Source organism: Actinomadura geliboluensis, from assembly GCF_043197915.1.
Lineage (GTDB): Bacteria > Actinomycetota > Actinomycetes > Streptosporangiales > Streptosporangiaceae > Spirillospora > Spirillospora geliboluensis.
Window position 1 is genome coordinate 192,380 of sequence record NZ_JBICUA010000014.1, and the last position, 25,390, is coordinate 217,769.

Annotated in this window: 22 protein-coding genes and 2 pseudogenes; 17 read left to right on the top strand and 7 right to left on the bottom strand. The window is 71.5% G+C overall.

Features of this window, described 5'->3' with window-relative positions:
* The first annotated feature begins 3 nt into the window (after window positions 1-3).
* From ACGFI1_RS37290 to ACGFI1_RS37330, 9 genes are all read left to right on the top strand, one after another.
* Complete coding sequence (locus ACGFI1_RS37290) at window positions 4-909, top strand: hypothetical protein (RefSeq protein ID WP_392792284.1); 906 nt, start codon at window positions 4-6, stop codon at window positions 907-909.
* Complete coding sequence (locus ACGFI1_RS37295) at window positions 906-1,640, top strand: hypothetical protein (protein WP_392792286.1); 735 nt, start codon at window positions 906-908, stop codon at window positions 1,638-1,640. Before ACGFI1_RS37290 ends, ACGFI1_RS37295 begins: the two co-directional genes overlap by 4 nt.
* On the top strand, window positions 1,637-2,797 hold the full coding sequence (locus ACGFI1_RS37300) for an acyl-CoA dehydrogenase family protein (RefSeq protein WP_392792288.1): 1,161 nt from the start codon (window positions 1,637-1,639) through the stop codon (window positions 2,795-2,797). The genes ACGFI1_RS37295 and ACGFI1_RS37300 overlap by 4 nt, the downstream gene beginning before the upstream one ends.
* The gene (locus ACGFI1_RS37305) at window positions 2,790-4,142 is read left to right on the top strand and encodes an MATE family efflux transporter (RefSeq protein ID WP_392792291.1); all 1,353 of its coding nucleotides are present in this window, start codon (window positions 2,790-2,792) and stop codon (window positions 4,140-4,142) included. The genes ACGFI1_RS37300 and ACGFI1_RS37305 overlap by 8 nt, the downstream gene beginning before the upstream one ends.
* A 179-nt stretch (window positions 4,143-4,321) precedes the next feature.
* Window positions 4,322-5,407: a DegT/DnrJ/EryC1/StrS family aminotransferase gene (locus ACGFI1_RS37310; RefSeq protein ID WP_392792294.1), complete on the top strand. Its 1,086-nt coding sequence runs from the start codon at window positions 4,322-4,324 to the stop codon at window positions 5,405-5,407.
* A 2-nt stretch (window positions 5,408-5,409) separates the two neighbouring features.
* Window positions 5,410-6,531 (top strand): inositol-3-phosphate synthase, encoded by a 1,122-nt coding sequence (locus ACGFI1_RS37315; protein ID WP_138638014.1) that lies wholly within the window; start codon window positions 5,410-5,412, stop codon window positions 6,529-6,531.
* Window positions 6,532-6,577: 46 nt separating this feature from the next.
* Entirely contained in the window at window positions 6,578-8,056 is a 1,479-nt protein-coding gene (locus ACGFI1_RS37320) for an arylsulfotransferase family protein (RefSeq protein ID WP_392792296.1), read from the top strand.
* A 27-nt stretch (window positions 8,057-8,083) separates the two neighbouring features.
* Window positions 8,084-10,078, top strand: coding sequence for a carbamoyltransferase family protein (locus ACGFI1_RS37325; RefSeq protein WP_392792298.1), 1,995 nt, complete (start codon window positions 8,084-8,086; stop codon window positions 10,076-10,078).
* A 216-nt stretch (window positions 10,079-10,294) separates the two neighbouring features.
* Window positions 10,295-11,281, top strand: coding sequence for an aldo/keto reductase (locus ACGFI1_RS37330; protein WP_392792300.1), 987 nt, complete (start codon window positions 10,295-10,297; stop codon window positions 11,279-11,281).
* A gap of 79 nt (window positions 11,282-11,360) precedes the next feature.
* Here ACGFI1_RS37330 and ACGFI1_RS37335 read toward each other — a convergent pair whose 3' ends face one another.
* The 4 genes from ACGFI1_RS37335 to ACGFI1_RS37350 form a co-directional block, all read right to left on the bottom strand.
* On the bottom strand, window positions 11,361-11,588 hold the full coding sequence (locus ACGFI1_RS37335) for a hypothetical protein (protein WP_392792302.1): 228 nt from the start codon (window positions 11,586-11,588) through the stop codon (window positions 11,361-11,363).
* 54 nt (window positions 11,589-11,642) lie between these two features.
* On the bottom strand, window positions 11,643-12,272 hold the full coding sequence (locus ACGFI1_RS37340) for a class I SAM-dependent methyltransferase (RefSeq protein ID WP_392792305.1): 630 nt from the start codon (window positions 12,270-12,272) through the stop codon (window positions 11,643-11,645).
* 170 nt (window positions 12,273-12,442) lie between these two features.
* Window positions 12,443-13,015: an alpha-ketoglutarate-dependent dioxygenase AlkB gene (locus ACGFI1_RS37345; RefSeq protein WP_392792308.1), complete on the bottom strand. Its 573-nt coding sequence runs from the start codon at window positions 13,013-13,015 to the stop codon at window positions 12,443-12,445.
* Between the two features lie 417 nt (window positions 13,016-13,432).
* Complete coding sequence (locus tag ACGFI1_RS37350) at window positions 13,433-13,897, bottom strand: phosphotransferase (RefSeq protein ID WP_392792310.1); 465 nt, start codon at window positions 13,895-13,897, stop codon at window positions 13,433-13,435.
* A 264-nt stretch (window positions 13,898-14,161) separates the two neighbouring features.
* On the opposite strand from ACGFI1_RS37350, the gene ACGFI1_RS37355 reads away from it, so the two are divergent.
* The 4 genes and pseudogenes from ACGFI1_RS37355 (at window position 14,162) to ACGFI1_RS37370 (ending at window position 17,065) form a co-directional block, all read left to right on the top strand.
* Window positions 14,162-14,737, top strand: coding sequence for a PASTA domain-containing protein (locus ACGFI1_RS37355; protein WP_392792313.1), 576 nt, complete (start codon window positions 14,162-14,164; stop codon window positions 14,735-14,737).
* Window positions 14,738-14,746: 9 nt separating this feature from the next.
* Window positions 14,747-15,214: pseudogene (locus tag ACGFI1_RS37360) on the top strand (transposase family protein); the annotation flags it as partial.
* 288 nt (window positions 15,215-15,502) lie between these two features.
* A complete protein-coding gene (locus ACGFI1_RS37365) occupies window positions 15,503-16,006 on the top strand; it encodes a SigE family RNA polymerase sigma factor (protein WP_392792316.1) in 504 nt (167 codons plus the stop codon).
* Between the two features lie 3 nt (window positions 16,007-16,009).
* Window positions 16,010-17,065, top strand: coding sequence for a hypothetical protein (locus ACGFI1_RS37370; protein ID WP_392792318.1), 1,056 nt, complete (start codon window positions 16,010-16,012; stop codon window positions 17,063-17,065).
* Window positions 17,066-17,291: 226 nt separating this feature from the next.
* Here ACGFI1_RS37370 and ACGFI1_RS37375 read toward each other — a convergent pair.
* Window positions 17,292-17,561, bottom strand: a pseudogene (locus tag ACGFI1_RS37375) (Mu transposase domain-containing protein); the annotation flags it as partial.
* A 379-nt stretch (window positions 17,562-17,940) separates the two neighbouring features.
* Between ACGFI1_RS37375 and ACGFI1_RS37380 the strand changes: the two are divergent.
* From ACGFI1_RS37380 to ACGFI1_RS37395, 4 genes are all read left to right on the top strand, one after another.
* Window positions 17,941-20,007: an outer membrane protein assembly factor BamB family protein gene (locus ACGFI1_RS37380; protein WP_392792321.1), complete on the top strand. Its 2,067-nt coding sequence runs from the start codon at window positions 17,941-17,943 to the stop codon at window positions 20,005-20,007.
* 14 nt (window positions 20,008-20,021) lie between these two features.
* A complete protein-coding gene (locus ACGFI1_RS37385; protein WP_392792323.1) occupies window positions 20,022-22,178 on the top strand; it encodes an outer membrane protein assembly factor BamB family protein in 2,157 nt (718 codons plus the stop codon).
* Between the two features lie 95 nt (window positions 22,179-22,273).
* The gene (locus ACGFI1_RS37390) at window positions 22,274-22,498 is read left to right on the top strand and encodes an excisionase family DNA-binding protein (RefSeq protein WP_392792326.1); all 225 of its coding nucleotides are present in this window, start codon (window positions 22,274-22,276) and stop codon (window positions 22,496-22,498) included.
* Complete coding sequence (locus tag ACGFI1_RS37395) at window positions 22,495-23,592, top strand: IS630 family transposase (protein WP_392792329.1); 1,098 nt, start codon at window positions 22,495-22,497, stop codon at window positions 23,590-23,592. The genes ACGFI1_RS37390 and ACGFI1_RS37395 overlap by 4 nt, the downstream gene beginning before the upstream one ends.
* Before the next feature lie 93 nt (window positions 23,593-23,685).
* Here the strand turns inward: ACGFI1_RS37395 and ACGFI1_RS37400 are convergent, their stop codons facing one another.
* Together ACGFI1_RS37400 and ACGFI1_RS37405 are read right to left on the bottom strand one after the other, a co-directional pair.
* The gene (locus ACGFI1_RS37400; protein WP_392792331.1) at window positions 23,686-24,789 is read right to left on the bottom strand and encodes an IS110 family transposase; all 1,104 of its coding nucleotides are present in this window, start codon (window positions 24,787-24,789) and stop codon (window positions 23,686-23,688) included.
* Between the two features lie 188 nt (window positions 24,790-24,977).
* Window positions 24,978-25,390 (bottom strand): transposase (locus ACGFI1_RS37405; RefSeq protein WP_392792335.1); only part of this gene is annotated, 413 nt, incomplete at its 5' end.

A 25,390-nucleotide genomic window follows, 5' to 3' on the forward strand; every position in this document is an offset into this window, starting at 1 on the left:
GCGATGTACCTCGCCACGTCCGCGCGCCCGGCCGGTGCCGGGGACGCGCCGGCCGGGCGCCGGCCGCTGCGGCTCTCGGGCCTGGTGAACCGGACGTTCGGGCCGGGCGGTCCGCTCCGGCCCGACGTCGTCGAGTCGCGGCTGGACCAGTTCCAGGCCGACCTCGCCCTGCCCTACGGCGTGCCCTTCGACCCCGGCGTCCTCGTCGGCGCGACGCGCAACACCTTCACCGGGATGGTGCAGGACGTCCTGCCGTCGCTGCCGCCGTTCGCCGGGGCGATGGACATGGTCCTGGTCGTCAACGTCGGGCCGGACTCGGTGCCGCGCCGCTCGCCGTCGTGCTTCCTGGCCGACGCCCTGCCGGGCGACCCGCTGGCGTTCACCATCTCCGACCAGGGCGTCGCCGCGGCGTTCACCGGCCTCCAGGCGGCCGCCGAGTACACCCGGGCGGCGGCGTTCCAGAACGTCCTGGTCGTCATGCTCGACCAGCGGCTCCTCCTGCACACGGCCGCCGGGCTCGACGACGCGCCCGCCGCGGACGCCGTCGTGGCGCTGCTCCTCGGCCCCGACGGGCCCGCGAGCGCGCCGTCGGCCGCACGCCTCAACGGCGTGCCGCCGGAGCGGGTCCGCGCGGAGATCGAGGCGCTGCTGGAGCGCGAACCGCCCGGTGCGGCACGGACCACGCTGATCACCGGCCACGGGATCCACCCGGTGCGGGACGTCCCGCCCGGCGCCGACGTCCTCCGCGCGCCTCCGGGACGCCCGTGCACCGGACCCTGGGCCCTGCTGGCCGAGGTGCTCCCCGGCCTCGCGGCGGACGGGGACCCGCACCGCCTGATCATCGCCGACTACGACCGCGCGCTCGGGTACCTGTGCGCCGCCACGATCGACGTGGAGGGAGAGTCATGAAGGCCACGACGACCGTCCCCGCGGGGGAGCCCGCGGCCCGCGACGGCGGCGGCCGGCCGCGCGACGGTGCGGAGATCCGGCGGCTCGCGCGCGCCGAGGGCCTCATGCCCGCGATGTCGCGGCTGCACGGCGCGGTCCTCGGGGACGCGCTGCCCTGCGGCCCCGGCGGGCACGCCGTGGTCCCCGCCGAGCTGGCGGACGGATGCCCGTCGCTGTGGGCGGGAGGCGCCGTCGTTCCCCGCGACCGCGAGAAGGAGACCGTTCTGCACACCCTGGAGGTTCCGGAAGGCGGCACCGTCGTCGCCCTGCGATGCGAGGGGAGTGCGCGCGGGGAGACGCACCCGCGATGGGTGCTCGGGCTGGCCTGGCTGCGGTGGGGGCTCTCCGAACGGCTCCTCGACGCCTGCCTGGAGTACCTGGGGAGCCGCAGCGCCGGCGACGCCAAACTGCTCCACCAGCAGATGGTCAAGGGGCGGGTCGCCGACGCGCTGATCGAGCACCTGGAGATCGGCGCGATGCTGGACGGCCCGCAGCCCCCCGGCCCGGAGCCGCTCGGCGCGAGCGCCCTCGCCCACCTGCACGAGCAGATCACCGCCACCGACCGGATGCTGCTGCGCCTGCTGGGGGCGTCGAGCTTCCTGGCGGCCGGCCCGGGCCAGGCCGCCCGGATCTCCGAACTGATCGCCGACGTCTACGCCGGCCCTGCGCGGGACGGCGGGGAGGACGCATGATCGAGCTGGACGAGCGGACGAGCGCCATCCGGCGCCGGGCGCGCGAGTGGGCGCGGGACCTGCGACCGCTGGCCCTGGAACTCGACCGCGACCCGGAGGCCATCCGCCGCCACCTGGACGTTCCCATCGTCTCCTACCTGTCGCGGATGCCGGTTCCCGCCGAGTACAACCCCGATCCCATCGTCGTGGACGGGTACCGCTTCTACGGCACCGGCACCCTGGAGCGGGTGGTGTTCGCCGAGGAGATCGCCGTCGGCGACGCGGGCGTGCTGCTCGCCGCGCCGGGCCCGGTGATCTCGGGCGTGCTGATGGAGTCGCTCGGCGACGACGAGCAGAAGGAATGGTTCTACTCCCGGATCCTGGAGCGCCCCACCTGGACGTTCTCCGCGCTGACCGAGCCCGACCGCGGATCCGACGCGGGCGCCATGCGGACCGCGCTCGCGCCCGACGGTGCGGGCGGGTACCTGCTCACCGGCGCCAAGCGCTACATCGGCGGCGCGGCGCGCGCCGACCTCGGCATCGTCTTCGCCCGCACGCGCCCGGGGCCGCTCGGCGTGACCGCGGTCCTCGTGGAGACGTCCGCGAAGGGCTTCCGGGCCGAGCCGCTGGACACCGTCGGGCTGCGCGGACTCCAGATCGCCGCCGTCGACCTCGACGAGGTCCCCGTGCCGCCCGGCAGGGTGCTCGGCCGGCACCTCAAGCCCACCCAGCGCGGCATGTGGAGCGCCGTCCAGGGACTCAACCGGCTGCGGCCGGGCGTGGCCGCGTTCGCGCTCGGCATCGCCCGCGCCGCGCACGAGTACGTCCGGGACGGCCGGCGCGCGCTCACCGCCGGCGAGCGCGACCGGCAGGACCGGATCGGGCGCCGCATCACCGCGGTCCGGCAGCTCGTCTGGCGTTCCGCCGTCGCGGTGGACGCCGGCGACCGCGCCGCGGGGTACCTCGCGTCGGCCGCGAAGGCGCGCGCGTCGCGGCTCGCCGAGGACGCCGCGCTGGAGGCGCTCGCCTGCTTCGGGCCGGGCGCGCGCCTGGAGCACCCCCTCCTGGACAAGCTGGCGCGGGACGCCCGGGGCGTGGAGTTCATGGAGGGCACGGCCGACATCCAGAAGCTCAACCTCTTCACCGGGCTCGTCCAGGGCCGGCTGCGCCGTGCTTGAGGCGCCGCACGCCCCGGCGGCGCCCGGTCCGCGCGAACTGCGGCGGGCGGTGCTGCGGCTGGCGCTGCCGATGACCCTCGCCGGGACGGCGGGGGTCATCGTGCCGTTCGTCGTGCTGGCCATGTCCGCGCGGATGGAGGCCGCCGACCTGACCGTCCGGTCGCTCTACCTGCCGCTGGCGTTCCTCTTCCTCGCGCTCCAGATGAGCTTCGACGTGAGCAACCAGGCGGCGACGGCGTTCCGGCACGGCGCGGGGAGGACGGCGGACGTGCCGGCCGCGGCGTTCAGCGCGGGACTGGTGTGGGCGGGCGCTGGGGCGGGGCTCGGCGCGGTCATCGCCGTCGCGGCGCCCGCGCTGGCCCGGTTCCTCCAGGTGGGCGCGGGAGCCGACGCGGAGTTCGTGTCGTTCCTGCGCTGGATGGCGGCGGCCAACCTGACGCTGATCGTCCCGGTGCTCGCGGCCTCCTGCCTGCGCGGCGCCGGCCGGGCCCGCGCCGCGGCGCTGATCACGCTGTCGAACGGGGCCGTGGAGATCACGCTGGTGGCCGTGCTCGGCTTCGATCCGGTGGCGCTCGGCGTGATGGCGGTGCCGGTGGCCACGGCCGCGGCCGGGCTGTCCGGCGGCGTGCTGGGCCTCGTGCTGCTGCGGCGCGCCGGGCTGCGGGGGCCGGTCGGCTGGCGCCCGGAGGTGCTGCGCGGGCTGCGGTCGGTGGGCCTGCCGGTGGGGATCTCGTACGTGGCGGTTTTCGCGACCAACCTGGCGATGATGTGGGTGCTGGGCCCGTTCGATCCCCGGATCCGCAACGGGTTCGCCGCCGCCGCGACCGTGCAGAGCCTGGTCGTCATCCCGGCCATCGCGCTCGGCTCCGCGACGGCCATCGTGATGAACCAGCAGCGCGGCGCGGGACGGCGCGGGCTGAACCCGGCCACGATGGGCGCGGGCCTGCGGATCGCGGCGGCCGTCTACGGCGCCGTGGCGCTGGTGGTCTGGACGGCCCGCGACGTGATCGGGCTGGTGATGGCGGGCGACTCGCGGATGGCCGCCGAATGCGCCCGCTACCTCAACGAGGTGGGCCCCACCTACCTGTGCTTCGGCATGGTGCTCATGGCGATCACGGTGATGGAGCAGATCGGCCGGGGCCGCGCGGCGCTCCTGCTGAACGCGGTGTACGCGGCGCAGATCATCGGCGTCGGCGGCCTGCTGGCCCGGAGTTTCCACAGCCAGGACCTGCTCTACGGGACCATCGCCGTGACCAACCTCGCCGGGCTCGCGGTGGTGCTCGTCGCGGTCCGCGCCGTCCGGCGCGACAGCGGCGACCGCGGTCAGGCATGCCCATCCGGGTAGCGCGTAAGCGCGACCACAAAGGGATTATCAATCGCTGCACGGCACCGCAGACTCAGGGTGGTGCGGGGAAATTGAGATCTCCGCGAGAACGCGGTCTTCCCCGGTGCGAAATGCGGCCATCACCCGTTCATCCGGAATTCGCACCGTGCCGACGATGGAAAGTAGGTGAAATGGCCTCGATGGATTTGCACGGCCGCCGCTGGCCGACCGTGCCGACCGAGCGCGAGACGGAGCTCCTCGGCGAGGTCGCCCGCTCCCGCGTCTGGACCGACGGTCCCTGGACGGCCGAGGTGGAACGGCGCATGGCCGGCCTCACCGGCGCCCCGCACGCGGTGGCGTTCAACAGCTGCACCTCCGCGCTGCACGCCGCGCTGCACGCCCTGGGCGCCGGGCGCGGCACCCGGGTGGCGCTGCCGTCGCTGACCTTCGCGGGGACGGCCACCGGCGCCCGGCACATCGGGGCGACGCTCCTGTTCCAGGAGGTCCGGCCGGACACCCTCACGCTCGGCCCGGACCTGCCGGCGGACGCCGACCTGGTCATCGCGGTGGACCTGCACGGCGTCCCGCACGGCCTGGACCGGGGGCCGGTGCTCACCGACGCCTGCCAGGCGCTCGGCACCCGGACCGGCGGCCGGCACGTCGGCGCGTCCGGCACCCACGCCTGGTCGTTCTCCGCGGCCAAGATGGTGACCGCTCCGGACGGCGGCGCGGTCACCACCTCCGACCCCGCGCTGGCGGACCGCCTCCGCGAGCTGCGCGACTACGGCGTGCCGGCCGGGGAGCACCGCTCGAACGCGGGCGTGCGGTGGCCCGGCGGGCACAACTGGCGGCCGTCGGAGCTGTCGATGGCGATGGTCGCGCACCGCCTGGACGACCTCGACGCCCGCGTCGCGCGGGCGCGGGACGTCACCGACCGGCTGCACAAGACGATGGACGGGCTCGGCCTGTGGCGCCAGCACGCCCCGGACGGCGCCGAACCCGGCTGGCACAAGGTGCGCTTCGGCGCCCCCGGCCTGGACCCCGCGGAGGCGCGCCGCATGGCGGACGCGCTCGCCGCGGCCGGCGTGCCCACGCACCGCTGGGGCGCGCTCCCGCTGCACCGGCACCCCGCGTTCGGCGGCCCCGGCGGACCGGACCTTCCGGGCACCGACCGCGCGGCCGCCGAGACCCTCTGCCTCGGTACCGAAGCCTGCCCTCCCATGACCTGGAACGACGACGAGGTCGAGCAGGTCTGCACCCTCATCGAAACGATCGCGGAAGGCTGAACATGGACACTCCTCGGACTCGTATCGGCATCATCGGCGTCGGCAACTGCGCGCGTGCGCTGATCGAGGGCACCGCCTTCTACCGGGCCAACCCCGAAGTGACCTCCGGGCTGATGTTCCCGTACGTGGGCCCCTACGGCGCGGGGTCCGTGGAGCCCGTCGCCGCCTGGGACGTCGACACCGAGAAGGTGGGGAAGGACCTGTGGTCGGCCAGGGCCGCGGGCCAGAACCTCGACATCGGCATCCCGCAGGGCGACCTCCTCCCGATCGGCGACGACGTGGAGGTGCTGCGCGCCCCGACCCTGGACGGCGCCGGGACGCGCTACCAGGAGCGGATGAGCCTCGCCCCCGAGACCGCCGGGGACCGCACCGCCGAGATCGTCGAGCAGATCCGGGCGGCCCGGGTCGACGTGCTGCTCAACTACCTGCCGGTCGGCTCCCAGCGCGCCACCGAGTGGTGGGCCGCGGCCGCGCTGGAGGCTGGGACGGCGTTCGTCAACAACGTGCCTGCCTTCATCGCCTCCACCGGCGAGTGGCGCCGGCGTTTCCGCGACGCGGGCCTCCCGCTCATCGGCGACGACATCAAGTCGCAGCTCGGCGCCACCTACCTGCACCGCGCGCTGGTGCGGGCGTTCTCCGACCGGGGCATCGCGCTGGAGCGCACCTACCAGCTCAACGTCGGCGGCAACATGGACTTCTACAACATGCTGGAGCGGGAGCGGCTCGCGTCCAAGAAGCAGTCCAAGACCGGGGCCGTGACCGACGCCTACGACGGCGATCTCCCCGCAGACCGGGTGCACATCGGCCCGTCCGACTTCGTCCCCTTCCTCGGCGACACCAAGAAGGCGTTCATCCGCTGCGAGGGCAGCGGGTTCGGCGGCGCGCGGATCGACCTGGAGATGCAGCTGACCGTCCCGGACTCGCCCAACTCGGCCGGCGTGGTGATCGACGCCGCGCGGATCGCCAAGCTCGCGATGGACCGCGGCGACGTCGCCGTGGACGAGTGGGTGTCGGCATGGCTGTTCAAGGCGCCGCCGCGAAGCGTCGCGCAGGAGTCCGACCAGGTGGCCAGGGAGCGCCTCACCCAGTGGATCGGCGCTCCCGGCGAGGGAGCGAAGCGCTGAGCGGCCGCGGACCACGGCCCGCCGTCCACTCCGGAAGGAAGCACGCGTGTTCTCTTTGAGCCTGCGCCGATCCACCGCCCTGGGCGGTGTCGGCATGGCGGCCGTCCTCTGCGCCGCCTCCGCCTCCGCCCTCCCGCCGCACGCCTCGCGGGCGGCGTCCGCGGCGGCCCTCGCGCCCGCCGCCCCCGCCGCGCAGACCGGCGAGGTGCCCAGGTTCACCGTGGTGACCCACCGGCCGGGAACCTCCCCGGGGCTGCTCTTCGCCACGCCGCAGTCCGCCAGGGACTCCGGCGCCGTGCACGGCCCCCAGATCCTCGACGACCGCGGGCGGGTGGTGTGGTTCCGCCCCCTCCCCGCCGGTCAGTTCGCCACGGACCTGCGCGTCCAGCGGTACCGGGGCAAGCCCGTGCTGACCTGGTGGCAGGGCACGAGCAGCAACACCGGCATCGGGAAGGGCGTCGGCTACATCGCCGACTCCTCCTACCGCGTCATCGCCACCGTCCGGCCCGACGGCGACTACGCGCCCGACCTGCACGAGTTCGCGCTCACCGAGAAGGGCACGGCCCTCGTCACCAGCTACCGGACGGTGCCGTACGACCTGACGCCGGTGGGCGGCCCCAAGGACGGCCAGGCGGTGGACAGCGTCGTCGAGGAGATCGACGTCGCCACCGGCCGCCGCATCATGCGGTGGAGCAGCCTCCAGCACGTCCCGATCACCGAGAGCGACATGCCCGTGGAACTGACGCACGGCGCTCCCTACGACTACTTCCACGTCAACTCCGTGGCCGTCGACGATGACGGAGACCTGCTGGTCTCCGGCCGCACCACCTCCACCGTCTACAAGGTGGACCGGGAGACCGGAGCGGTGCTCTGGAGGCTCGGCGGACGCCACAGCTCGTTCCGCCTCGGCGCCGGGGTGCGGTTCAACTGGCAGCACGACGCCATGCCGGAGGGGCGCGGCACCTACCGGATCTTCGACAACGGGAGCGTCGCGGGGTCCCCGGGCTGGGAGTCGCGGGTCGTGCGCGTCCGGGTGGACGCCCGGCGGCGGACCGCCACGTACCTCGGGCAGGTCACCCACCCCGTCCTCCAGTCGGTGGAGAACGAGGGCGGAAGCCAGCGGACGCCCGGCGGCGGCACGCTCGTGAGCTGGGGGTCCAGCAGCCGGATCTCGGAGTTCGCCAAGAGCGGGCGCCTGCTGTTCGACGCCACCCTCCCGGCCGGCTGGAGCAGCTACCGCGTCTACCGGTCGCGCTGGTCGGCCGAACCGGCGGCGCCCCCCGCCGTCTCCGTCGGACCGGACGGGGCGCTGCACGCGAGCTGGAACGGGGCGACGGGCGTCGCCCGCTGGCGGGTGCTCGGCGGAGACGCGCCGACCGCCCTCAAGCCGGTGGCCGAGGCCGCGTGGCAGGGGCTTGACACCGCCGTCCGCCTCGACCCGCTGCCCCGCTTCGTCAAGGTGGAGGCGCTGGACGCGCACGGCACGAGCATGGGGTCCTCCACGGCGGTCCCCACGGACAGCTGACCGCGGTGCCCAGGAAGGAGGCCGACGATGTACGTACTGGGGCTCAACTGCTTCTTCTCCCGGCCCGACGAGGACTTCATCCCCCGCCTGCCGGAGTACTTCTTCCATGACGCGTCCGCCGTCCTGCTGCGCGACGGCCGGGTGGTCGCCGCCGTGGAGCAGGAAAGGCTCAGCCGCATCAAGCACACCAACCGGTTCCCCGGCGACGCCGTCCGCGCGGTGCTGGCCAGGGCCGGCATCACGATCGCGGACGTCGACAAGGTCGCGTTCTTCTTCACCGAGGAATGGGTCGACAAGGTGCTTTTCCAGCTCTACTCCCAGCATCCCGGAGTGGAGGTGAAATGGAGCCGAGAACTGATCAAGGAGCGGATCCGCGAACTCTTCGGCCACGACCTGCCGGACGAGAAACTCGCGTTCGTCCCGCACCACGAGTCGCACGCCTACTCCGCCTATCCGCAGTCGGGGTACGACGACGCGCTGGTGATGGTCATGGACGGCCAGGGAGAAGGCGTGTCCACGTCCTTCTACAGCGCCGACGGGGAACGGGTCGAACTCCTCGGCTCCAAGGACATCGACCGGTCGATCGGGCACCTCTACACGGCCGGCACGGAGATCCTCGGCTACCGGCTGTTCGACGAGTACAAGGTCATGGGGCTCGCCCCGTACGGCGACCCCGCGACCTACCGGAAGCTCTTCGAGGAGCTCTACGACCTCCGCTCCGACGGCCATTTCGACATGGACCACAACCGGCTCAAGCTGCTCGCGCTCAGGGCGGGCATCGTCCCCCGGCGCAAGGGCGAGAAGATGACCCGGCGGCACATGGACTTCGCCGCCGCGCTCCAGCAGGCGACCGAGGACCTCGCGCTGCACATGATCGAGCACTGGCGGTGGGTCACCGGGCACCGGCGGCTCGCCATCGCCGGCGGAGTCGGGCAGAACTGCACGCTCAACGGGAAACTGCTGACGGGCGGGCGATTCCAGGAGGTCTTCGTCCACCCGGCCGCGCACGACGCCGGGGCGGCGCTCGGAGCCGCCCTCAAGGTCCACCGGGAATCGGCCGGCCGGCTCCCGCGCGCGAGGGTGCGGGACGTGTTCTGGGGCCCGGGGATCCCCGGCGACTCCGAGGTCGAGGAGCGACTGGCCGAATGGCGGGGTCTGCTCGACTTCCGGCGCTCCGCCGACGTGGCGGAGGAGACGGCCGGACTGCTGGCCGCCGGAAAGGTCGTCGGCTGGGTCCAGGGCCGTTCGGAGTTCGGCCCGCGCGCCCTCGGCAACCGCAGCATCCTGGCGGACCCGCGCCCCGCGGAGAACCACCGCCGGATCAACCTGATGGTCAAGAACCGGGAGTCCTACCGGCCGTTCGCACCGTCGGTGAAGGCCGAGCGCCTGCGGGACTACTTCGAGTACCCGTCCGACGTCCCGGCGCCGGACTTCATGGTGTTCACCGTCCCGGTCCGCGCGGAGAGCGCGTCGGAACTGGCCGCGATCACCCATGTGGACGGCACGGCCCGGGTCCACGCGGTGGACCGGGAGGTCAACGAGCGCTACTGGCGGCTGCTGGACGCGTTCGAGCGGCGGACCGGCGTGCCCGTGCTGCTCAACACGTCCTTCAACAACCACGCCGAGCCGATCGTGGACTCGGTGGAGGATGCGATCCGCTGCTTCCTGACCACCCGCCTGGACCACCTGGTGGTCGGGGATGTCATCGCCACCAAGACCGGCGGCGAGCTCCGCGACCTGACGGGACTGGTACCGAGCCTGCCGCGCTCCGCCCGGCTGGAGAGGACGATCACCCCGGGAGGTGCCGAGAGGGCCCGGCTGACCGCGAACCACGCCACCGCCGGCTCGGCGGAGATCGGCGACCACACCTTCGAGACGCTGCGGAAGGCGGACGGCCGGTCGTCGCTGGGCGACCTCGGCCTGAACGTGGACACCCCCGGCGGTATCGAAAGCCTCCGCGAGATCGAGAACCTCTGGAAGGACCGGCTGGTGGAGCTCCGCCCGCCCTCGCCCTCGAGGTAGGCGAAGAGGCCCGCGCCCGCTCCGTCACGTCCCGCGAGCCGCCTGGTCAGACCGGACCAGGCGGCTCCGGCGGCCGACCTGCCGTCCCTTCGGCCTGCCCCCTGTCGCCCGCCGAGCACCGTGGCGAAGTGTTAGCGATAACATTCGCGTCGATGCCGGGAGCGGCCGGAGCAACCGCGTCCCGAGTGGCAGACCGCTGGAGCAGAGGGGACACCTGTGGAAGAGCGAATGCTGCAGCGCGCCGGTCGGAAGGTCGGCGTCGTGGGCCTGGGCGCATGGCAACTGGGCGCGGACTGGGGGACGGTCGACGACCGCCAGGCGCTGTCGGTCCTGTCCGCCGCGGTGGAGGCCGGGGTGTCGTTCATCGACACCGCCGACGCGTACGGCGACGGACGCAGCGAGCGGCTGATCGGCCGGTTCCTGCGCGGCAGCGGCGTCCAGGGCGTCATGGTGGCGACCAAGATGGGGCGGCGCGTCATGCCGCAGCACCCGTCGATCTACACCCTGGACAATTTCCGTGCCTGGACCGACCGGTCGCGCGCCAATCTCCAGGTCGAACGGCTCGACCTGGTGCAACTGCACTGCCCGCCGCCGGCCGTCTACCAGGACGACGCGGTGTTCGACGCCCTGGACACGCTCGTGGAGGAGGGCCGGATCGCCGCGTACGGAGTGAGCGTGGAGACCCGGGCCGAGGCGCTGGCCGCCATCGCCCGCCCCGGCGTGGCCACCGTCCAGTTGATTCTCAACATGCTGCGGCTCGGCCCGCTGGAGGAGGTCCTGCCGGCGGCGCGCGCGGCCGGCGTCGGCGTCATCGCGCGAGTGCCGCTGGCGAGCGGCCTGCTGTCGGGCCGCTATGACGAGCACACGACGTTCGCCGCCGATGACCACCGCACCTACAACCGGCATGGCGAGGCGTTCGACGTCGGCGAGACCTTCTCCGGTGTGGATTTCAGCACGGGCTTGGAGGCGGTGCGCCGCCTGCGGCCGCTGGTTCCGGACGGGGTGACGATGGCGCAGTTCGCGATGCGCTGGATCGTCGACCAGCCCGGGGTGTCCGTGGTGATCCCCGGTGCCCGCACACCCGACCAGGCCCGCGACAACGCCGCCGCGGCCGACGCCGCTCCGCTGTCGCAGGAGGCATCGGCGGGCGTGCGCGAGATCTACGACGAACTGATCGCGCAGCACGTGGCGAACCGCTGGTGAAGCGAAAACCTGGGATGCCACGCGCTACAGGATCCTGGACGCGGTCGAGCGCTTCGAGGCCGAGCTGCCGCCACCGGGCTCACCATCCGGGTCGTTCACCCGCGCCCGGCTCGCCGCGACCATTCCAGAGAAGGACGGACCACCGGACGATCCGTTCGTCTACGATGCCGACGGCAACCTGCTCATCCGCCGCGACAAGACCGGCACCGTCCTGTATCTGCGGGAAATGGAGCTCCGCCTCAGCGGCGGCACTGTCACCACCACCCGCTACTTCACCCACGGCGGACAAACCATCGTGTCCGGCCATGCGACTGGCATATGCCCACACCAGCGGGCCCGTCCACGCACCTGACCGCCATGACTAATTAACCCTGGTTAGCGGTCGGGTGTTTTCCCAGGTCAGCGAGTAGCGGCGGAGTACGTGTCGGCGATAGCGCACGCCGGGCAGCAGTCGCCGCGCTGCGGCTCGCACCTGCCCGTAGCTCATCTGTGGGTCGGCGACCGGCATCCCTTCCGGGCCGTGCGCACGGCGCAGCACCTTGATGGTCCGTACGACCGGGGCGGCCGCGATCATCGCTGCCCACTCCGCCGGAGTCCTCTCACAGGCCAGGTCGACCACCACCAGCGTGCCACCGGGACGCAGTAGATCGCGCATGAGGGTCAGGGCCGCCTCAAAGTCCATGTGATGGATCGTGGATACCGAGCAGATGAAGTCGTAGCCCTGGACCGGGAGATCGACGGTGAGGAAGTCGCCCTCGATGAACGTGAGATCCGGGTCACCGGCGGCGAGTTCGTGAGCGCGGGCGATCATCCTTGGCGAGCTGTCGATGCCAGTGACGCGTTTTGCCCGCCCGGTCAGCTTGCGCGCGAGCAGACCGTCCCCACAGCCAACGTCCAGCGCATCGCTGCACCCCTCCGGGACGGCACGCAGGATGCCAGGGTGACGCGCGACGTTGGTATTCCAGTACGGCTTAAGGGCGGCCTGGCTCATCGGATCATCGTAGGGGCATGGCATCTGCAGCCATGTCCTGGCTTTCGCGAACGCATACACAGCTACTGCCCAGGGACATCACAGGGGACGTGCGAGTAGCGGGCCAGGAACGTAGAAGCGGCGCGCGAGGTCCTAATGCAGAACCATGCCGAGTGAACCTGCAGAGCAGGTCAGCGTGTCAGCGTCGTAGAGTTCTCTTGCAGGACCGTTCGAAATGTCACGGACACACGTCGGCTGCGGGGCACCCGCCGGTTGGGGCCAGGGTCGGTCTTCCGCGCCGGGATGGCGTGCCGCCAGGTGAATCGTGCGGGGCCTGTCATCACGCACAAACTGCCGGATTCGAGGCGTACTGGCACGCGCGTCTTGTCCTGAGGGTGAGTGAACTCCATAACGCATGCCGACAGCAGACTGACCGAGGCGACGACAGGGCCGAAGGAAGGAATGCGGTCGATGTGAGCGCTGATGCCCTGACCAGGCAGGTATTCGTTCACGATCACCTGGTCGGGCTGTTGGTCGAAGTGGCCGTCCTCATGTAGCCGCCGGGCCAGCGCCACCGCCCAGCCGGGGAGTGGCGGGGCCGGAGCGCCGCCCACGCCACGACTGCCATAGTCGTAACGATGCCCGTAGTGCTGGACACGCCTCCGCAGTTGCGACGACCAGGGCGCGGCGTCGATATCCGCTGCTAGGCGCTGCTGAGCGTTCTTGTCCAGCCAGTGCTGTACGCACAGTAGCCCCGGAACCATGGTCGAAAACCTATTCGATCGCGGCTCATCCGGTCCAGGGTTCCTCGAGCGCTGCCGATGCTGGCGGCGACGGAGCGAGACGGCCGCCAAGGCGACCCGTCCCGGGTGCGGCAAACAGCGGATCCTGCAGGCCGACACCGGCAGATGATCGGACGGTCCGGCTCGGGCGTCGGCCCCACCCGGTGCCACTGACCCGGCAAGCTGGACGATCCTGCAGCGCTGCCTGACCCACCGCCAAGCCCAGCGCACGGACGACCCGCACGTGATGGTCACCAAGGGCGCCAAAGCCGGCCGGTCTCCGGATATGGACCGAGACGATGAGGTGCGGCACCTGACGTCATTCTTCGCCGTCAGCCCTGGCGAAGGGAAAGGTTGAGAGTGGTCGTTTCCCAGCCGGTCGCCGACCGGCGGGTGCGGTCAACGGGCGGCTGTGCAGGTGAGGAGTTCGCGGTGTTCGAGGGTCCATAGTGCGGCCCGGGACTGCCATGCGAGGGTCCACAGCCCCTCGGTGTGAGTGTTGTGCTGGGTGAAGCCCTGAACTCGTGAGTACCAGCCGTTGTCTTTGATCAGGAAGTGCAGGATCCGGTCGATCAGATCGGTGCGTTGACGGCGGGGAAGCCCGTAACCGTCAAGGAAAGCCTTGAACCATTCCGCGCGGGTGGCGGCGGGTGGCAGCCCGATCTCTTCGGCGACGTCATCATCGAAGAGTTGCACGCAGTAGAAGGCGGTGACGGCGACCTCATCGAGGGGGTCGACTGGCCCGGAGTACTCCCAGCCGATCAGCCCGGTCGGGCGGTTCTGGTCAAAGACCACATGCCAGGGTGCGATGTTGCCGTGGCTGATCAGTGCTCCAGGTGTGTCGGTGTGCAAGGTCCAGGGCATCCACTGCGCATCAGGTGGCGGGGTGAAAGGTACGACTCACCTGGTGGAGCTGGTGCAGCAGCGAGCCGACGTAGGAGCCGACGCTTCCGGCACCTCGATGGCAGCATCAGCACTGTGAAGCGGGGCGGTCTGGGCATCTACCGTGCGAGTGCCGGAAAAGTCCGCCCGGCGGCGGGGGAGACGGTTACGATCGCCGCGTTCATGTCTGATCATGTTCGGGAGCGGCACATGGTGGGGATCCGACCCTTAACTCTTGGTCTGCTGATGGTGCCCGTGCTCGGCCTGGCGGCCTGCTCGGGCGGCGACAGCACTTCCGCCGCAGGGAGCGCGGGGAGCGGCGCAAAATCGCCTCGTCCCTCACCTGTCCTGCCCTCCTTCAAAGGAAAGAAGCTCGACGCCGTCAGCGGCGAGTTGCAGCGTTCCTGGCCCGCCTACACCACGGCGTTCAGGGCCCTGCCCGACGGTCACCTGTTCGACGGCGAGTCCTACTCCGGTACCTGGGTCGTCTGCACGCAGGTCGAGGACCCTCAGGGGAAGAAGGTGGAGTTGGGATTCCTGCCCCCGCAGGTGTCCTGCCCGCCCGACGGCCGCGTGACCACCTGGCCCGTCGTGCCCAACTTCGTCGGCAAGACCGGCACCGACGCAAAGCAAGCCGCCCTGCGGCTCGGCTTCCCGCTCGTCAGCAGCGAGCCCATCGTGACCGAGGGATACGACGACAGCTCGCACCTGGAACGTACCGTCTGCACCCAGGACCCGCCCGTCGGCCAGAGCATGCGCCAGCACTACGGCACGACACTGAGCCTGCGGGTCGCCGACAGCAAGGGGTCGTGCACCCCGTAGGTGCCCCGCCTGGTGCTGGACGGCACCTTGATCTCGATCGACCGGGTCGCCGCCGACCGGCCCCACTACTCGGGAAAGCATCGCCGCCACGGCATGAACCTCCAGGTCATCGCCGCACCGGACGGGACCCTGCTGTGGGTGTCGGGACCGCTGCGCGGCTCGGTCCACGACCTGACCGCGGCCAGGATCTGGGGCGTCATCCGGGCCCTGGCGGCCACCGGGCTGCTCGTGCCGGCCGACAAGGCCTACCAGGGCACCGGCGCGCACATCCCCAAGCCCTACAAGGGACGCGACAAGCCCGAACCGCAAAAGGACGCCAACCGCGCACACGCCAAGCTCCGCGGACCCGGCGAACACGCGAACGCCCAGCTCAAATCATGGCGCATCCTGCGCAAGCTACGCTGCTGCCCCCACCGCGCCGGCCGCCTCGCCAAAGCCGTCCACACCCTTCAACTCCGCGAGACCGCAGCACGCTGAAAAAGGCTCAGTGGGCGCCGCCGGACAAGGGCGAGGATCTGGGCGCGTACGTGGCGGGTGATCTGCTGCGCAAGGGCGCCCGCGACCTGAGCGGCGGTATCCCGCACTGAAGGCCTGAACGAAGCAGGACCGCAAGGGTGAAGGGCCAGGGCCCGCTTGGCGTAGGTGGGCCGGTCGAATGGCGTAGTTGCAGAACCGGCACCTCGATGTGGAAGAGACTCCCTTGCCGGGCAACCGTTTCGGGGGTCCAGCCGGTAGATGTCGGAGAGAGATCTACTGGGAGGTCGGATGCGGGAGCGCCCGGACTACGCGGCGTATGTGACGGAGCGGTCGCCGCGGCTGCTCAGAACGGCCTATCTGTTGTGTCGCGACTGGGCGCAGGCGGAGGACCTGCTGCAGACGGCGCTGGTGAAGGCGTGGCGCTCGTGGCGGCGGATCGAGGACAACCCCGATCCGTACGTCTACCGGATCTTGGTCAACACGCACGCGTCGTGGGCGAAGCGGCACTGGCGCGGCGAGCGGCCCACGGAACGGCCCCCGGACGGCCCCGATCCGGCGGACGGCATCGGCGCCGCCGAGGACAAGGCGGTCCTGTGGGCGGCGCTCGGCCGGCTCCCGCACCGGCAGCGCGCCACGCTGGTGCTGCGCTTCTTCGAGGACCTGTCGGAGCCGCAGGTCGCCGAGGTACTCGGCTGCTCGGTCGGGACGGTGAAGAGCCAGACCAGCAAGGCCCTCACCAAGCTCCGGATCGATCCGGGCGTCCTGGCCGCCGTACCGCAGGGAGGGGAGTGAGCGATGGCACGCGAACTGAAGGACCTGACCGAGGTCATGGAGGCTGAGAGCGCTCGCGGCGTTCCGTCCCCGGATCTGCTGGACGGCGTCCGCCGCCGGGTCCGGCGCGGCAACCGGCTGCGCGCAGCCGCCGCGGCCTTCGGCGTGGTGCTGATGGCGGGGGCGGCCTTCGGGGTCGTCCAGCAGCAGGACGGCAACGCCCGCGACCGGCACGCGCTCGCACCGACGATGACGGGCGTCGTCAACCAGGACTTCCAGAGGTCTGCGGGGCGGGACGGCATGCAGCCGCTGCAGGAGGTCGGCTTCTCAAAAATTCGGGCCAAGGGACGGTTCACCATCACGCCGACCGGGCCGTTCATCGGCGTCACCCTCCGGTGCTCCGGCGATTTCATGGTCTACCAGCAGCGGGAGAACGGTGCCTTCAGCAGCGGCGGCTGCAGCCAGGGCTCACCCGACGACAACTCCACCTCGGTCTCCAAGGTCGTGCCGGGCGTGCCGATCACCATCGAGGTCGTGGCTCTCCCGTTGAAGGACAGCAGCGAACAGAACCCGAACACGTTGAGTTCAATGATCGGCATTGACCGGTACCTGGGCAGCCACGAGCCGACGTCAGGGAACTGGAGCGTCCGCGTCTACAGCGGCCAGTGCAACACCGACGCCTGCAACATGGGAACCCGTCCGCCCACACAGCCGAAACAGCTTGCGGTGACCGGGCTGAAGCGGTTGGCGCGAGTCACCGGGAGCGCCGACGGCAGGTCCCGGACGGTCCCGCTCAAAGAGCCGGGCAAGTTGATGCGAATACGGGTGACATGCGTGGACGGCGCGGCGGTGGCGGTCGTCCGAACCGGCGGGCAGACCAAGGTCGTGCACTGTGAGATCGCCGAATCCACGGGCATCACCTGGGATCAGGACGTCGAAGGCGGGACGAACGCAATCAAAATCGCCGTGCTGCCCGCCGAGGCGGGCAAGGTGCACGCCACCAGCGACGCCGCGCTGGCAAAACTGATGAAGAGCGTGAAACCGGCGGGGAAGTGGACACTGGAGGTCTACGCCCGCTGAGCCCCGCAGCGCCGCCGGGCCCGGTCGGTCACCGCCGGGCCCGGCGGCCGACCGCCACCGGGTCGTGAAGCGGCACAGACCAATGCCTCCAGCAAGATCAGAAGTCTCCACCATTGTCACCTAAATTATGCTGGTACGTAAACCGTGGGACGGTTCGTTATTTTGGCCCCGTCCGTTTCGCTCAGCCCCGTCAGGATGTCGAATGGCGGTGGATGATCTGGGGAAGAGTTGGGCTGATATGAGTTGCGTGGAACCGAGCCCAGACCCGGGTGTCGACCGGCCGGTGCGGAACCGAGTACCGCACTCCCTCGACCGAGATGGTGCAGTCCCAGTTCACCCGGCGGGTGGTGCCGAATGCCGCAGTGGGCGGCGCCTTGGGCAACGGGTGCAGCCGCTGGCGCTCCTCGGCCAGCAACTCGACCGGCTTGCGCTTGGTCTCGCGGTGGACACGGCCGTTCACCTCCTGGCAGAAATCTCGGCAGGCCGCCTCCAACTGAGAGGACGGGCCGAGGGGCCATATCGGCGGCGGTCGGCACCTTGCCGGACTCTCGCAGAAGATCGAGGAGGGCCTCGGTGATCGCCCTCCGGGTCTGCCCCGGGCCACGCGAACGCTGATTCGAGCCGACCGTCCCCATGAGACCGCCAGTGGAGCAGGCCTCGTCCCCCAGTGCAAGTGAGCGCCCGCGCCGGCCGCCCGGATCGGTCGGGCGCCGCCGTGGCGGCGACTTCGCTGAGCACCTCGTCCTCTTCTGTCAGAATCGTGGCGGTCTCGCTGGCGGACGCAGGCGAATGGGGCGGTACGCACCGGCATCTCACTGCGCGGACGGGAGCGTGGTCCACGGAGGTCAGGAGCAGGAGAGAGGGCGGGGGCGGGCATGGAGCCTCTCCGGTCCGGTGATCCCCGGCGGGTCGGCGGCCACCGGCTGCTGGGCAGGCTCGGCACCGGCGGCATGGGCCAGGTGTTCCTGGGACGTTCCCCTGGCGGGACGCTCGTGGCGGTCAAGGTCGTCCACCCCCAGCTGGTCCAGGATCCGGGCTTCCGGGCGCGGTTCCGCCGCGAGGTCGATGCGGCCCGGGCCGTGGGCGGCGCCTTCACCGCGCCCGTCATGGACGCCGATCCCGACGCCGCCCTGCCGTGGCTGGCGACCGCATACCTGCCGGGCGTGCCGCTGGACCTGGCGGCGCCGCTGCCGGCTCCCGCCGTCGCGGCGCTGGGCGCCGGGCTTGCCGAGGCGCTGGTGTCGATCCACCGCGCCGGGATCGTGCATCGCGACCTCAAACCGTCCAACGTCATCCTGGGGCTCGACGGGCCGAAGGTGATCGACTTCGGCATCGCCCACGCCGCGGGCGGCGCCGTCGTCACCCAGGCGGGTTTCGCCGTCGGGTCCCCGGGCTTCATGGCGCCGGAGCAGGCCCGCGGGGCACCGACGGGGCCCGCCGCCGACGTCTTCTCCCTCGGCGCGGTCCTGGTCTTCGCCGCGACGGGCGCCGGCCCCTACGGGCAGGGGCCGCCCCACGTGTTGATCTACCGCGCCGTGCACGAGCGGCCGCGGCTCGACGCCGTCACCGATCCGGGCCTGCGCGCGGTCGTCGAGGCATGCCTGGACCCAGACCCGAACAGGAGGCCGCCCCCGGACCGGCTGCTTCACCGGCTCGCCCCCCTCGTGCCGCAGAGCACCGACCTGCACGGCGTCGGCTGGCTGCCGGACGCCATCGCCGCTCGAATCCTCCAGGCGGGCACGGACATGCCCGACGTCCCGCTGACCGAGCCCCGGCAGGCCGGGGCTCCGGAACGGCGGCGGCTCCTGCTCCTCGGCGGAGCGGCCGCGGGCGTCGTGCTGGGCACCGGGGGAGTCGTGGCGCTGGTCCGCGCACTGCGGGCCTCTTCTTCGGACGGGCCCGGTGGGCGGACGCCGGCCGTGCCGCCCACCACGTCCTCCGCACCGGCGCCCCCGCCCATGCGAGGCGGCAAGGTGCTGTGGAAACGCTTCTCCGGCGACGAATACCTCATCTCCACCCCGGTGGTGGCCGGCGGACAGGTCTTCGTGGGCAGTGAGAAGCGGGGCCTGCTGGCATTCGACGCGAAGACCGGCGCACCGCGGTGGCGATACCGGACCGCGCAGCGGATCGTCACCGGTCCCGCCGTCGCGTCGGGCCTCGTCTACGCCCTTTCCCAGGACGGAGTCCTGCACGCGGTCAACGCCCGTACGGGCAAGCTGAAATGGCGGCGGACGGTCGGGAACACCCAGGCGGACCCCATGGTCGACCGGGGGCTCGTCTTCTGCGGCGGCGACGCCCTCCAGGCGCTCGACGCGTCCGGGGGCGCGGTCCGATGGCAGCGCGGCGGCGCCGCCCATACCCCCGCCGTCGCCGACGGCATGGTCTACGTTCCCAGCGGTAAGAGACTCGCTGCCTACGACGCTTCCACTGGACGGACCCGGTGGACGTACCAGTCCCTCAACGGCGTCCAGGACGCCACGGCAGCGAACGGCATGGTCTGCTTCGCCGACTTCCAGGGGGAGAAGGTCCACGCGGTCGACGCCCGTACCGGCAAGCCGCGCTGGACGTTCGACATGGGGGAGACCGCCACGTCCCGGCCGGTGGTGACGGACCGCCTGGTGTACGTGTGCGACTACGGCGGGAAGGTCTCCGCTCTGGATCCCGCCACGGGGACGATGCGCTGGCAGGTCCAGGTGGAGGGGGAGATCCACGCGAACCCCGTCCTGACCGGCGGCACCCTGTACGTCCCCAGCGGGATCTATTCCAACGGTGGCGTGTACGCGATCGAGGCCGGCACCGGCCGCAAGGTGTGGCGCTTCCGGACCGCCGGGGGCATCGAGTCCGGCCTGGCCGTTGCGGACGGTGTCGTCTACACCGGCTGCAAAGACGGCTACCTGTACGCTCTCGACGCGCGCGGTGGCTCGGGCACCGCGACCGGGTGAAAGACGGGGAGCCGATGTCCGCGACACGTTCGGGAATCCCGCGGCAGGTGGGGCCCTACCGCGTTGTGTCCAGGCTGGGCGAGGGCGGCATGGGGCAGGTCTTCGCCGGCCGCTCACCCGGCGGCCGGACGGTCGCCATCAAGATCATTCACCCGGCCCTGGCGGAGGACGCCGACTTCCGGGCGCGGTTCCGGCGCGAGATCACGGCGGCCCGCGCCGTCGGCGGCGTCTACACCGCCCCGGTGGTGGACGCCGACCCCGACGCCTCGCCGCCGTGGCTGGCCACGGCGTTCCTGCACGGCATGTCCCTGGAGGACGCCGTCGCCGCGCACGGGCCGCTGCCTCCCCCCGCGGTCCGCGCGCTCGGCGCCGGGCTCGCCGAGGCGCTGGTGTCGATCCACCGCGCCGGAGTCGTGCACCGCGACCTGAAACCGTCCAACGTGATGCTCACGCCCGAAGGACCGCGCGTCATCGACTTCGGCATCGCCCGCCCGAGCGAGGCCACCGCGCTCACCCGGACCGGCGCCGCCCTCGGCACCCCCGCCTACATGTCCCCCGAGCAGGCGTCCGGCGGTGCGGCCGGGCCGCCGTCGGACGTGTTCTCGTTCGGCGCCGTCCTGACCTACGCCGCCACCGGAGCCGGCCCGTTCGGGCGGGGCGCCGTCCACGAGATGGTGTACCGCGTCATGCACCTGCCGCCCCATCTGGAGGGCGTCCCCGATCCCGGCCTGCGCGCGCTGATCGCGGCCTGCATGGACAAGGATCCCGCCCGCAGGCCCGGCGCCGACTGGCTGCTGGCGCAGCTGTCCGCCGACCCAGCCGCCGCCGCGCGAGGCACACATTGGCTTCCGCCGCCCATCGCGCACGACGTCGCCCGGCGAGGCGAGACCGCCGTCCCCCGCGGCTCGGGCCGCCGCGCCTTCCTGGCCCTCGGCGCGGGCGGCGTCCTGGCGGCCCTGGCCGCGGGCTCGGCCGGCGCCTTCCTCCTGCGGCGGGGCGACTCCCCGGTCCGCTGGACGTTCGAACTGCCCGACGACATGTACGTCAGGACGCGGCTCGTGGCGTCGCACGGGACCGTGTACGTGTTCGGCTCCACGAGGCTGGACGGCCGCACGTTCGCGCTCGACGCCCGGACCGGGCGGCAGAGGTGGCAGGCGGACTTCACGGCGGCCCGCGACTCATCGCCGGCCCTGCTCGGCGGCAGGGCCTTCCTCTACGACTCCGCGGGCCGCGAGGTCGTGGTCGGGTTCGAGGAGGCGACCGGCAAGGTCCTCTGGACCCAGTCGCTGAAGAGCTTCGGTCTTGCGCCCGTCCTGGTCGCCGGGTCCGGAGTCGTCTGCCTCACCGGAAGCAGCGGCACCGGGGAGTACGGGCTGTACGGGTACGACGCCGCGAGCGGCCGGCCGCGCTGGCAGTACCGCGTGGACGGCCTGCTCCAGACACAGGCGGCGCTCGCGGGCGGCCTGTGCTGCTTCAGCTCGGAGAAGGGCTTCGTCTACGGGATCGACATCGCCACCGGCAACGCGCGCTGGCAGGTGCGGACGGGTGCCGGCGCCGCCACGACGCCGCGGGTGGCGGGCGACGTGGTGGTGGTCGTCGCCGAGGACGGCTCCGTCCTCGGCCTGGAGGCGGCCACCGGCCGGAAGCGGTGGAGCGTCCCCCTTGGCGGCGCCGCGGCGTCCCAGCATGGGAGGGAAGCCCCGGTGGGGGCCGCCGGCGGCACCGTGTTCGTCGGCGGCCAGGACGGCACCCTCTACGCCCTCGACGCGGCGTCCGGACGCCGGCGGTGGCAGCGCCCCGTCGCGGGCACCGCGGGAAGCGGCGGGTCGCGTGGCTTCCTGGTCCCCGAGGTGGGCGGAGGGTTCGCGGTGGCCACCGACAACGAGGGCCGGATCGTCGCCCTCGACGCCGCCACCGGCGCGCCCCGCTGGGAGCGCGGAGTGGGCCGGGGACTGGGTGAACGGCCCCTGATCTCGGGATCGCTGGTGTACTACGGCGCCGTCGACGGCCTGTCGGTCTTTGATCTGCCGACAGGCCGCCTACGCCACCGCTTCGAGTTCGAGGACGTCCTCCGCACGGTGGGCAGCGTGCAGTACTACACCGCGATGGACGGCACGGTGTACTGCGTCGTGGACGACGCCGTCGTCCAGGCGATCCGCTACGAGCCGTGACACGGCCGGAGGGAATCGACCATCTGACCGTGCCAGTCGCGCGTCCCGGGTTCGGAGGGACGAGACCGCACGAGGCAGTGGCCGAGGAGTCCTCGATGGAACAGGGGGTTTGCGGAGGCGTGTACACGCAGGTCGCCGAGATTCTGCAGGTCGGCCGCGACAAGGTCTACATGCTGCTGCGGACGGGGCGTCTGCGCAGTATCAAGATCGGCCAGCGGCGAACTGCGGCGGGCGTTCCGGCTCGTCACCCGGAAGGCGGGGATCGGGGAGTTCTGGTCTCCGCGCGAGTTGCGTCACTCGTTCGTCTCGATCATGAGTGACGGCGAGGTGCCCATCGAGGCGATCGCCGTTTTCGGTGACCGCGGCCGAGCGGGCGGAGTTGGAGCGTGGGGCGCGGGCGGCGACCTCGACGCAGGCGTATGCGTTGCGGTGCCGGATCGTGCTGGCATGCGCCCGGCCGGGGGCATTTCACACGCATGTGGCTGCCGAGCTGGGCGTCTCGCCGCCGACGGTGGCCAAGTGGCGCCGCCGGTTCATCGAGCACGGGCCGGCCGGGCTGGCCGATGAGCCCCGGCCCGGTCGTCCGCCCTCGATCCTGCTGGACAAGGTCCAGGAAGTGGTCACGCTGACTTTGGAGCAGACACCACCAGACGCCACGCACTGGTCGAGGGCGTCGATGGCCGAGCGCACCGGCCTGAGCAAATCCACGATCGGGCGGATCTGGCGCCGGTTCGACCTCAAGCCGCACCGGACCGACACCTTCAAGATCTCCACCGACCCGCTGTTCGTGGAAAAGGTCGTGGACGTGGTCGGGCTCTACCACCACCCGCCCGAACGGGCCGTGGTGCTGTGCGTGGACGAGAAGTCGCAGATGCAGGCCCTCGACAGGTCACAGCCGGTGCTGCCGATGATGCCGGGCATGCCCGAGCGGCGCACCCACGACTACGCCCGGCACGGCACCACCAGCCTGTTCGCCGCCTTCAACATCGCCGACGGCACCGTCATCACCGAACTGCACCGCCGGCACCGCGCAACCGAGTTCAAAAAGTTCCTGGTCGCGATCGACAAGGCCGTCCCGGCCCAACTGCAGGTGCACCTGGTCTGCGACAACCTGGCCACCCACAAGACACCCCTCATCCACGACTGGCCGGCCCGCCACCCCCGCTTCCACATTCACTTCACCCCGACCGGGTCGTCCTGGCTCAACCAGGTCGAACGCTGGTTCGCCTACCTCACCACCCAGCTCACCCAACGCGGCGTCCACAAAAGCGTGCAAGCCCTCGAAGCCGACGTCCGCGCCTGGGTCCGGCAATGGAACACCAACCCCAAACCATTCGTCTGGACGAAGACCAGCGAAGAGATCCTCGACTCCCTCGCCCGATATCTACAACGGATCTCAGGCGCAGAACACTAGGGCGTGTTTCGAAGTAGTTGGAGCCATTCGTTGATGGCGGTGATCTCGAGGGTTGCCTGGTAGCGGACGGAGAGCTTGATGCCCCTATGGATGTCAACAGACGATCGCGGCTGAGGCGGGCAGGTCATTTGACCTGAGGACGAATCGGTAGATCTCTCTGGCCACATATCGTTTCAGGCAGCGGATGATCTCTCGCCGTGTCTTGCCCTGGGTGAGGCGTCGTCGCAGGTAGTCCTGGGTTTGGTGGTCCCAGCGCAGGCGGCTGAGGACGATCCGGTAGAGGGCGGAGTTGGCCTGGCGGTCGCCGCCTCGGTTGAGCCGGAGTCGTTGTGTCTTGCCGGATGACGCTTCGACCGGGCTGGTGCCGCACAAGGCGGCGAAGGAGGCTTCGCTGGAGAGGCGTTCGGGGTTGTCGCCGGCTGCGATCAGCAGGGCGGCGGCGCTGTCCGGGCCGAAACCGTGAACGTCCAGCAGGCCGGGGGCGCCTTCCTCGACGGCGGAGGTCAGGTGCTTGTTCAGGTCGTCGATCTCTTCGGTCAGGTGCTGGATTCGGCGGGCCAGGAGCTTCAAGGTGTGGCGGGCGGCTCGGTCCGGGCCCTGGCCGTCAAGGTCGTCTAGTTGCGCACATCGCTTGATCAGGAGTGGGTTGCTGAGCCCGGCCATAGATTCGCGTAGTGCCGAGTCGGCCGAGACCAGGACGCTCTTGAGTTGGTTGATGGCCTGGGTCCGTGACTTGACCGCTGATCCCTTCGCCAGCTTGAACAGCCGGAGCATCTCCACCGGCCCGTCGCTGGTCTTGGCGACGGAGGTGGCGCGGCCGGACAGGACCGCGCGGGCCGCGGCTTCGGCGTCGGTGGCATCTGTCTTGCCATGCCGCCGTCGGGCTGCCTTGTCCGGCTGGTTGACCTCGATCACCTCAAGGCCGTCGGTGCGCAGATAGCGGGCCAGTGCGGCCCCGTAGGAGCCGGTGCATTCCACGCCTGCTCGACGAAGGACACCGAACGACCGTGCCCAAGCCACGAGCTGTCGGTAGCCGTCGGTCGTCGTCGGGAAGTGGTGGCTGCCCAGCACGGCACCCAGAACCGTGATCACGGCGGCGACGTGGAGGTCTTTGTGGGTGTCCACGCCGAGGAGGACGTCTTCCTCGAGCTCGGCCGGGTCGTGACATGAGGACGGGGGCTGGGTGGTGCTGGGCACGGCCGCTTGTCTCCTGATCGCCTCGGGAACCGGTGGCCGTCGCCGGGCCGGGGAGCGGTCAAGACTGTGATGGTGCCTGTCGCGAAGGCCCCTATCGGGACACGTTCTACTGCCCGGCGGCAGCAAGAGCCGCTCCAAGCGATGGCCGACAGATCAAGCTCAAGGCACCAGGCCAGTCGTATCTCGGGTCAGACCACCGCCCGGAGCGGCACCCGATCATCCTCACAGTCGTATCTGGTGGCCACGGCCCGGTGGCGTTTGAGGCGGTTGATGCCGCACTCGACGGCGTGGCGGCCGCGGTAGTCGACCGGGTCGAAGGCGGGCGGACGGCCGCCGCGGCGGCCCCGCCGCCGCCGGTGTCCGGCCTGGTCGGCCGGCACCGGGATCGTGGCTGCGATACCGCGGCGGCGCAGGTGAGCACGGATTGCGCGGGACGAGTAGGCCTTATCGGCCCGGACCCGATCCGGCCGGGTCCGGGGACGACCCCGACCAGGCCGGGCGACCCTGATCCCGGCCATCACCGCCTCGAACTGCGGGGCGTCGCCGCGCTGCCCGGCGGTCACCACCAGCGACAACGGCATCTGCCCCTGCTCACAGGCCA

What these genes read in the sequence shown, in the direction of transcription:
- ACGFI1_RS37350 (WP_392792310.1), bottom strand. Translation starts at nt 13,897, where the DNA reads ATGCCCTGGACCTTGCACACCGACACACCTGGAGCACTGATCAGCCAC.
- ACGFI1_RS37310 (WP_392792294.1), top strand. Translation starts at nt 4,322, where the DNA reads ATGGATTTGCACGGCCGCCGCTGGCCGACCGTGCCGACCGAGCGCGAG.
- ACGFI1_RS37335 (WP_392792302.1), bottom strand. Translation starts at nt 11,588, where the DNA reads ATGGCCGGACACGATGGTTTGTCCGCCGTGGGTGAAGTAGCGGGTGGT.
- ACGFI1_RS37340 (WP_392792305.1), bottom strand. Translation starts at nt 12,272, where the DNA reads ATGAGCCAGGCCGCCCTTAAGCCGTACTGGAATACCAACGTCGCGCGT.
- ACGFI1_RS37385 (WP_392792323.1), top strand. Translation starts at nt 20,022, where the DNA reads ATGTCCGCGACACGTTCGGGAATCCCGCGGCAGGTGGGGCCCTACCGC.
- ACGFI1_RS37365 (WP_392792316.1), top strand. Translation starts at nt 15,503, where the DNA reads ATGCGGGAGCGCCCGGACTACGCGGCGTATGTGACGGAGCGGTCGCCG.
- ACGFI1_RS37345 (WP_392792308.1), bottom strand. Translation starts at nt 13,015, where the DNA reads ATGGTTCCGGGGCTACTGTGCGTACAGCACTGGCTGGACAAGAACGCT.
- ACGFI1_RS37370 (WP_392792318.1), top strand. Translation starts at nt 16,010, where the DNA reads ATGGCACGCGAACTGAAGGACCTGACCGAGGTCATGGAGGCTGAGAGC.
- ACGFI1_RS37315 (WP_138638014.1), top strand. Translation starts at nt 5,410, where the DNA reads ATGGACACTCCTCGGACTCGTATCGGCATCATCGGCGTCGGCAACTGC.
- ACGFI1_RS37295 (WP_392792286.1), top strand. Translation starts at nt 906, where the DNA reads ATGAAGGCCACGACGACCGTCCCCGCGGGGGAGCCCGCGGCCCGCGAC.
- ACGFI1_RS37300 (WP_392792288.1), top strand. Translation starts at nt 1,637, where the DNA reads ATGATCGAGCTGGACGAGCGGACGAGCGCCATCCGGCGCCGGGCGCGC.
- ACGFI1_RS37390 (WP_392792326.1), top strand. Translation starts at nt 22,274, where the DNA reads ATGGAACAGGGGGTTTGCGGAGGCGTGTACACGCAGGTCGCCGAGATT.
- ACGFI1_RS37355 (WP_392792313.1), top strand. Translation starts at nt 14,162, where the DNA reads ATGGTGCCCGTGCTCGGCCTGGCGGCCTGCTCGGGCGGCGACAGCACT.
- ACGFI1_RS37380 (WP_392792321.1), top strand. Translation starts at nt 17,941, where the DNA reads ATGGAGCCTCTCCGGTCCGGTGATCCCCGGCGGGTCGGCGGCCACCGG.
- ACGFI1_RS37325 (WP_392792298.1), top strand. Translation starts at nt 8,084, where the DNA reads ATGTACGTACTGGGGCTCAACTGCTTCTTCTCCCGGCCCGACGAGGAC.
- ACGFI1_RS37290 (WP_392792284.1), top strand. Translation starts at nt 4, where the DNA reads ATGTACCTCGCCACGTCCGCGCGCCCGGCCGGTGCCGGGGACGCGCCG.